The sequence below is a fragment of the Prolinoborus fasciculus genome, assembly GCF_056724605.1.
Genome location: NZ_JBWZQN010000110.1, coordinates 1 through 3703, shown reverse-complemented (window position 1 = coordinate 3703; position 3703 = coordinate 1). Strand labels below are relative to the sequence as shown.

General features: G+C 36.6%; 2 protein-coding genes and 2 pseudogenes. 1 reads left to right on the top strand and 3 read right to left on the bottom strand.

Features of this window, described 5'->3' with window-relative positions; all coding sequences use genetic code 11:
* A pseudogene (locus AC1P5O_RS16235) lies at positions 1 to 100 on the top strand (IS1 family transposase); the annotation flags it as partial.
* 344 nt (positions 101 to 444) lie between these two features.
* Here AC1P5O_RS16235 and AC1P5O_RS16230 read toward each other — a convergent pair.
* The 3 genes and pseudogenes from AC1P5O_RS16230 to AC1P5O_RS16220 form a co-directional block, all read right to left on the bottom strand.
* The gene (locus tag AC1P5O_RS16230) at positions 445 to 1677 is read right to left on the bottom strand and encodes an ATP-binding protein (RefSeq protein ID WP_001255534.1); all 1233 of its coding nucleotides are present in this window, start codon (positions 1675 to 1677) and stop codon (positions 445 to 447) included.
* 535 nt (positions 1678 to 2212) lie between these two features.
* Positions 2213 to 2416 carry an HNH endonuclease signature motif containing protein gene (locus AC1P5O_RS16225; protein ID WP_009513512.1) on the bottom strand — a complete coding sequence of 68 codons (204 nt, stop codon included), beginning with the start codon at positions 2414 to 2416 and terminating at the stop codon, positions 2213 to 2215.
* A gap of 84 nt (positions 2417 to 2500) precedes the next feature.
* Positions 2501 to 2949: pseudogene (locus AC1P5O_RS16220) on the bottom strand (transposase family protein); the annotation flags it as partial.
* Positions 2950 to 3703 lie beyond the last annotated feature (754 nt).

The following is a 3703-nucleotide window of genomic DNA, read 5'->3' as shown; positions in this document are numbered from 1 at the left end:
GCGAGGCTTTAGGAGAAGCTGCAACTTCTCCAAAAAGCTTGAAAATCATTTCAAAGCCTTTGATTTAGTGTTCTTTTATATCAATAATGGATTCGTTTAATGCCAGCATACTTTTTGAAACACCACCTATTTTTGGAATATTGTGTTTTATGGTGGGTGCCGTCATTTTTTAGCAAGAACAGCATTGTATTTTAATCAAAAAAAATGCCCAGATGGATGAATGGGCAAACTAAGGAATTAATATCCTTCAGAAACTCCAGCGCAATTCTCGCTACTTTCAGTAAGCGACTCTGGCTCAATCATGATAGTCTGACTCAATCGAATCGAGGTAAATCGATCCATCACAATTGGAGCAGAAATTATGCTTGAATACATTCTTGAATGATGCTGAAAAGTCTTTGAGTTTTAATTAATAAATAAGAGTATCCATGTCTACCCTCAACTTTACTTATTTTCAGATAGCAACCAATCGAGAGCACTCATTTTTACAATACCATTATAATTCGCTTCAGTCCCTATCGTGTCTAAGGTAAGCAAATACTTGGGATACGAATCAGAAATTTTCTGTAATGGACGTAACTCTCGGCTGAGTGTCTCCTCATTGAGCGTTTCTAATGCCACCTGATAATAAGTTAAATTCTGTAAAGTATCGACAGCAACAAAATCAATTTCATATTCATCAACCCGCCCTACATAGACCGTATAACCTCGTCTGACAAGCTCAAGATAAATCACATTTTCTAAGATATGACCTTGATCAGCATTAGCATCAGGCAACATAATCCGGCGCAATCCGACATCAACTAAATAGTATTTTTCAGAGGATTGTAATAACTCACGCCCGCGTACTTTAAACTGTGCGGCACTATAAAATAACAAACTGTCCTGTAAGCCCTGAATATAGCGTTTTACTGTTTCAAATGAAATCTTAACCCCACTTGAAACAAAGGTATTTTTAATTTTATTGATGGAAATAGGTGAGCCTGTCACGCTTGCCAAATATCTTGCGACACGCTCGAGAGAGTTAATATCGGCAGTATTCAAACGAGGAATAACATCTTTAAACATTACACTGGCATAGACCGCTTGCAAGTAATCATAAGTTTCCTGCTGGCTAGTCATGGCAAGCGTATAAGGGAAACTACTGCGCGTATACATGGCATACAAATCACGATTGGATAATTGTTGGATGATCGGATTATTTTCAATATGCCACTGTTTAAATTCTTGGAATGACAGAGGTAGAACGTGTTGCTCGATATAGCGTCCTGTAAGTAAAGTCGCAAGTTCTCCACTTAGAAAGAATGCATTTGAGCCTGTAATATATAAATCGATATAATCCCGAACATATAAAGAGTCGACTACTTTCTCAAAATTTGTAACATGTTGTATTTCATCTAAAAAAACATAGTTTTTTTTACTTTTATCAACTTTGGACAATACATAATCATGTAGTTTACGGTAATCGGTGAGTTCTTCAAATTCCATAAATTCGAAGTTGATGGCAATGATGTTTTCGGCTTGTACACCCTGTGCTTTTAGGTCTTGTTGAAACATCGCCAATAAGGTGGATTTTCCAGAGCGACGCACACCTGAAAGTACTTTAATGACATCACGGTCTTGCCATGTATTCAGAAATTTTAAGTAGCCATCACGTCGAATATTAGCGCTTCTCATTATTTACACTTAGAATCTAAAGTTTTAATAAATTCTATCAAATTTTAGAACATATATGTAAATATATTTAATTTTAGAAAAAGTTTAAAGGTTAAGTGAAACATTCAAAGCTACTGTAGAAGCATGTAAACAGCAGATCTGATCAAAATCCAAATTCTGTCTTTTTGATTATTTTCCATGTTATGTTATTTCATTGATGCTACGAGTTAACTGCTATATAAATTAAGTGAAAAGTAAATGGAACTAAGATGTTAACTAGAGTGGAACTCATTTTTATTGTGCTAATGGTATCAGCCTTATTGCGTATGAATTGCTAAAAGGTTTATTTTAAAGTCACCTATACATGTTTTTGATCAAAAAAAATGCCCATAGGGGGAATCTATAGGCAAAACTAAGGACCTTGACGGTCATTCAGAAACTACAGCTAGTTTCTGGTTGTGATTCTAAAGTGAATTAAAAACAACCACATTGGCTGAATATATCAAAAGTTAAATCATTGATAAATTTTAGAAAATTAATTTACCCCCTCTGCTGCTCAATACAGTAATTCACCAAACAAATCCGCTCTAATCTCTTCCAGGCTCAGATCTGATTTCATCCTATTACAGATGGGATGAACCAGCAGACCATTCTCTAGAACGCCTTGCCCACCTACGGCTTTGGCAATCCTATGATCCGATTCAGTAGAATCAAGATAGATCAATCCATCACAAATGAGGCAAAAGTTATGATTACCCACCACAAAATTGTGCTTAAGCAGACTCTTGGTTAATGCCGAAAAGGCCTTTGGCTTTGGCCGAGAAATTGGACTAATCGACTCCACATAGTCGAGATGAATTTCATCGATCAGACGCATCCAACTCAAATCAGTTGATGAAATCTCTTTGGGCTTGTAATACAACGTACTGCGATTGATTTGAATCAATTGCGATTGTTGTCGTACCGAAAGTTGATGGGTCTTATCGATCATTTTTTGCCGCTCAGCTGCCCTATTTTTCTGAGCGCACCTTCTAAAAAATCAATTTGCAATGCCTGATGTCCTATCTTGGCATGTAAAGCTTTGAGGTCAATCTCTGGTTCTTGTTGTGCTGTTGGTCGTGAAAAAATATTGACTGATTGCTCAAGCAGTTGATTTTTCCAATCGATGATTTGGTTTTGATGTAAATCGAATTGAGTAGAAAGTTCAGCGAGTGTGTGGTCGCCTTTAATTGCTGCGAGAGCAACTTTAACTTTAAACTCTGCTGAATGATTACGACGTTTTCTTCGTGTCATGGTTGACTCCAAAAACAAGCATTTCCCATGCTTATTGGGGAGTAGATTATCACTTATAGGCGTGGTCTAAAATCCTATACCCACATCATATGGATCAAATTGAAAGCGAAGAAAAAAATCAAATTCGCGGATTTTCAGGTCTTTTAATCACTTATTAAGCTTAGGCTATTTCCCCTAAGGAATCATGTTACATAGCTTCCAGCAGCAGACAAAACACAATAGATAATGCGATGTTTTTTGGTTCTGTTGATCCATAAAAAATACTTAAGTCGCTATTATTAAGCTATAAATGAGCAGCAAGAAATTTTCCTAGTCAGGTAAATGATATTCATGCACACGTAGCTATCTCGAACGAATTCACAGAATTTGGCTGCACTTATATCCAAGTTGTCACTTGAAATTAGCTCAATTAAGGTAGCGCTGTCTTTCAAACCTTTGTGTAACAAAGCGTGCGTAAGTCATATATACTTAGATTCTGATATGATCTCCAATCGCTAAATATCGTACACTCAACCACGCAAGTACCCATCGCACGGCGCTTAATGACGCTTGTTGAGACATTATTCTAAAATAATCATATTTATTATGTTTCATCACTACCGGAAAAAACTGATGTTCTATAAGAAGTGAACCGTACCGGGTTTGTCGGAGACTTTTTTATTTAAGTTAAGCCACCTGACCTAACGGGTTAATCTTATCATAGTACATTGCTTCAAACTCAAAAGGCGACACATAACCCAGTGCACTGTGTACA